The 3,014-nt window shown below is 72.6% G+C and carries 3 protein-coding genes; 1 reads left to right on the plus strand and 2 read right to left on the minus strand.

Annotation, left to right across the window (positions count from 1 at the left end):
* Positions 1–672: 672 nt before the first annotated feature.
* Positions 673–1,254 (plus strand): TMEM165/GDT1 family protein, encoded by a 582-nt coding sequence (locus AXW62_RS39410; RefSeq protein ID WP_030825931.1) that lies wholly within the window; start codon positions 673–675, stop codon positions 1,252–1,254.
* Between the two features lie 397 nt (positions 1,255–1,651).
* Here AXW62_RS39410 and AXW62_RS39415 read toward each other — a convergent pair whose 3' ends face one another.
* Together AXW62_RS39415 and AXW62_RS39420 are read right to left on the minus strand one after the other, a co-directional pair.
* The gene (locus AXW62_RS39415) at positions 1,652–2,302 is read right to left on the minus strand and encodes an HAD-IA family hydrolase (RefSeq protein ID WP_060948534.1); all 651 of its coding nucleotides are present in this window, start codon (positions 2,300–2,302) and stop codon (positions 1,652–1,654) included.
* Between the two features lie 446 nt (positions 2,303–2,748).
* The coding region (locus AXW62_RS39420) for a peptidoglycan-binding domain-containing protein (RefSeq protein ID WP_169808214.1) at positions 2,749–3,014 on the minus strand (266 nt) is incomplete at its 5' end.

Consider the following 3,014-nt stretch of genomic DNA (forward strand, 5'->3'; position numbering starts at 1 on the left):
GTTGGTGGGTGTGGGTGTGGGTGCTTGGTCGGGTCGGCTGGGTTGGTGGGGCTGGGTTGTTTGGTGGGGTCGGTGGGATGGGGTGTGCGGCTGGGCTGGTGGGCGGGGGTGCTCGGTCGGGTCGGTGCACTGTGCCGCTCGGCCGGGCCAGGGCCCTGCGACGCACCGGCCAGTGATCGCCCGGCGGCCCTGGCCACGCTGCCACCGGGGCTCGGCCGGACCCGGGCTGTGGGACTTGTCACACTCATCGACGGCCTCATCGGCACTCCGCCGGGCGACGCCTGGCCCCGTACTCGGTGGGCGCGGTGCGGCTGTTCGCGCTGAGTTCGTTGGTGGCGTTGGTGGCGTTGGTGGCGAGGAGGGCGGTGCAGCGGTGCGGGCGGTGGCGGTCGCGGCGGGTGCCGGTGCCGGAGCCGGCGGTCGGGGTGTGGCCGCAGCGGAGGGTTCCCGTATCCTGGTCGGCAGCAGAAGGGGAGTAGCTCCTCGCCGGACCGTCGACATACTGCCCGCCCCATGGGGTGCGGGCCGGCGCCCGGAGCGTACGGAAACCACCGCGGAAGGCGGCGGCCGTGCGCCAGCGAGACCTTCGGCCGCAGTGTCCGACGCTGCCGTGCCGAAGCGATCCCTCCCCGGGGCCGTTGGCGCGGCCTGACCCATGAGGTATCCGTTTCCGTGTTCAGCATCACCGTCGCCGCCGTTGTCTTCGGCGTCGTCTTCCTCGCCGAACTTCCCGACAAGACCGCTCTGGCCGGACTGATGCTCGGCACCCGCTATCGCGCGTCGTACGTCTTCGTCGGCGTGGCGGCGGCCTTCCTCCTCCACGTCGGGCTCGCGATCGCGGCGGGTAGCGTGCTCACCCTGCTGCCGCACCGGCTGTTGCAGGCGATCGTGGGGGCGCTCTTCCTCGGGGGAGCGGCGATGCTGCTCTTCAAGAAGGACGACGAGGAGGAAGAGGTCCGCAAGCCCGCCGACCAGAGCTTCTGGAAGGTGTCCGGGGCGGGCTTCATGCTGATCCTGGTCGCCGAGTTCGGCGATCTCACCCAGATCATGACCGCGAACCTCGCCGCCCGCTACGACGACCCGCTGTCGGTCGGTGTGGGCGCGGTGCTGGCGCTGTGGGCCGTCGCGGGGCTGGGCATCATGGGCGGGCGCACCCTCATGCGGTTCGTGCCGCTGCGGCTGATCACCAAGATCGCGGCGCTGGTGATGCTGGCGCTGGGTGGATTCAGCCTGTACGAGGCCATCGCGGCCTGAGCAGCGGCGGTTCGGGGGCTGGACCGAGGTTTCGGGCTTGGGGTTCGCCCGCGGTTCGGGGCTGCGGTCTCGCGGGCGCTGTCGTTTGCGGGGCTGCGGTCTGGGGGTTTCGTCAGCGGGGCTGTGGTCTGAGGTGCGGCCTGCACGGTTGCCGTCCGGGGTCGCGGCCTACGCGATCGCTGTCCGGGGCCGCCGTGACTAGCCGTTGCTGTCCGGGGCCGTGGCTTGAGCCGTCGCTGTCCGGGGTCGCCGCCTGGCCGCTTGAGCGGGCACCATCTGGTGGGCTGCGGTCCGCCGGGCTGCGGTCTGGGGCCTGGCGGCTTGAGTGCCCCCGGTCAGATGGGCCGCGGCCGGAGCGCCCCGGGTGTCTCGTGCGCCGGGGAGGGGGCGGCGGCGCTCAGTCCGTGAAGCGCAGCTGCAGGGTGCCGTCGGACAGCGGCTCGACCCTCACCTGCTCCAGATCCCGTACGTGCACGTCCGGGGCGTGTGCCGCGGCCCGCGGTCCGACTCCGATCACCCGCATTCCGGCCGCCCGGCCCGCCGCGATACCGGCCTCCGAGTCCTCGAAGACCACGCAGTCGGCGGGGGCGAAACCCAGCTCGGCGGCGCCCTTGAGGAAGCCCTCCGGGTCCGGCTTGCTCGCGCCGACGCACTCCGCGGTGACCCGCACCTGCGGCATCGGCAGCTCGGCGGCGCCCATCCGGGCGCGGGCGAGTGCCTTGTCGGCGGAGGTCACCAGGGCGTGCGGAAGACCGGCCAGCGAGGCCATGAAGGCGGGGGCGCCGGGCACCGGCACGACGCCGTCGAGATCCGTGGTCTCCCACTCCAGCAGCCGCTGGTTGTCGGCCAGGTTCTGCTCGACCGGGCGGTCGGGGAGGAGGTCCGCCATGGTCGCGTGGGCCTGCCGTCCGTGGGCGATCCCGATCACTTCCTCCGCGTCCAGTCCGTGCTCGGCCGCCCACCGCCGCCAGCAGCGCTCGACCACGGCGTCGGAGTTGACGAGGGTGCCGTCCATGTCGAGGAGGAGTGCGCGAGCGGTGAGGGACATCGGGGCTCCTGGGCGCGTGCGCGGAAAGAGACAAGCGGTCCCGCCCGCCGGTCAGGGAGAGCGGGCGGAACCACTTTGTTCCTCCACGATACAAAGCGTTGCCCGTCTACGCCAGGGGAGGGCTCGTCCGGGGCCTTGTCCCGGGCCCCTGCGGGACCCTGTCCGGGGCTCGTACGGGAACTCGTCTCCGGCCCGTTCGGGGGCTTCTCCCGGCTCGTTCGGGAACTTCTCCCGGCCTGTTCGGGAACTCGCCCCGGGCTCGTTCGGGGACTTCTCCCGGCTCGTCCGGGGGCTTCCCCCGGCCTGTTCGGGAACTCGCCCCCGGCCCGCTCGGGGGCTTCCCCCGGCCCGTTCGCGGGCTTCCCCTGGCCCCTCCGAGGACTTTCCCCGGCTCGTCCGGGGGCTCGGCTTCCCCGGCTCGTCCAGGAACTCGGCCCGGCGTCCTGCTAGGGCTCGTCCGTTCTGGATTCCAGGTCGTTGCGGGTGTTCTCGCCGTAGACACCGTCCGGGTCGTCCGTGATGTCGTGCTGGCTCTGGTAGTTGGAGACCGCGTTCCGCACCCCGTCGTCGTACTTCCCGTCCGACACCCCTATATAGAGCAGCAGCTGCCCCAGCCGCTTCTGCAGCTCGACCACCTCGGGCCCGCTGTCGCCCTTGCGGAGCACCGGCGGACCGGGGGGCTCGGGCGGGGCGGAGGTGGGGTCCCTGGGGT

This window comes from Streptomyces hygroscopicus subsp. hygroscopicus, assembly GCF_001553455.1.
GTDB classification, from domain to species: Bacteria; Actinomycetota; Actinomycetes; order Streptomycetales; family Streptomycetaceae; genus Streptomyces; species Streptomyces hygroscopicus.

Excerpts from the sequence above, each read along its gene's own strand:
- AXW62_RS39415 (WP_060948534.1), bottom strand. The coding sequence starts at position 2,302 with ATGTCCCTCACCGCTCGCGCACTCCTCCTCGACATGGACGGCACCCTC.